This window comes from Methylophaga sp. UBA4204 (genome assembly GCF_002379485.1).
In the GTDB taxonomy this organism is placed as follows: Bacteria; Pseudomonadota; Gammaproteobacteria; order Nitrosococcales; family Methylophagaceae; genus Methylophaga.
Map to the genome: position 1 here is coordinate 327 of NZ_DFTU01000002.1, position 650 is coordinate 976.

Annotated in this window: 1 protein-coding gene; it reads right to left on the bottom strand. The window is 48.5% G+C overall.

Annotation, left to right across the window (positions count from 1 at the left end; genetic code table 11):
* Nucleotides 1–650 (bottom strand): DbpA RNA binding domain-containing protein (locus B3182_RS00290; protein WP_292751087.1); only part of this gene is annotated, 650 nt, incomplete at both ends.

The following is a 650-nucleotide window of genomic DNA, read 5'->3' on the forward strand; positions in this document are numbered from 1 at the left end:
CGTATTTGCTGGAACATATCTTTTGGCATGCCTTGTGGCAAGTCAATCAGACTATGATCCTCATTAATGGTAATACGGCCGATAAATTGACTTTCGATACCTGACTCATTAGCAATTGCGCCTACCAGATTCCGTGGTTCAATTTTGTCGGCGCGACCGACTTCAACACGGTAAGTATCCATATCCGGCTCATTTGGATGTGGACGTGGAGCCCGTTTTTCTCTTGGTGGACGGTCTTCACGGCTGCCCCGGGCAGGACGTTCACCACGTTCCTGACGTGGTCCGCGTTCGCGTTCTTCACGAGCTGGTCGTTGTGTAACATGTTTAACCGGTTTTAACGGACGGTCTTTCTGTACCAAAAAGGCTAATGCGGCAGCGATTTCAATCGGGTCGGCATTATGTTCCTGTTGATATTGACTGATTAAGGTTTCGAAATAAGCCAGTTCCTGAGACTCAATGGTTTCACTGAGTTGTTCCATGAATTGCAGAACACGGCGATCAGCAATATCTTCACTGCTCGGTAATTGCATTTTGGTAATTACCTGGCGCGTGGCTTTCTCGATGGCACTTAACATACGTGTTTCGCGAGGGGAGACAAACAGAATGGCCTCACCTTTACGACCAGCACGACCGGTACGGCCAATACGATG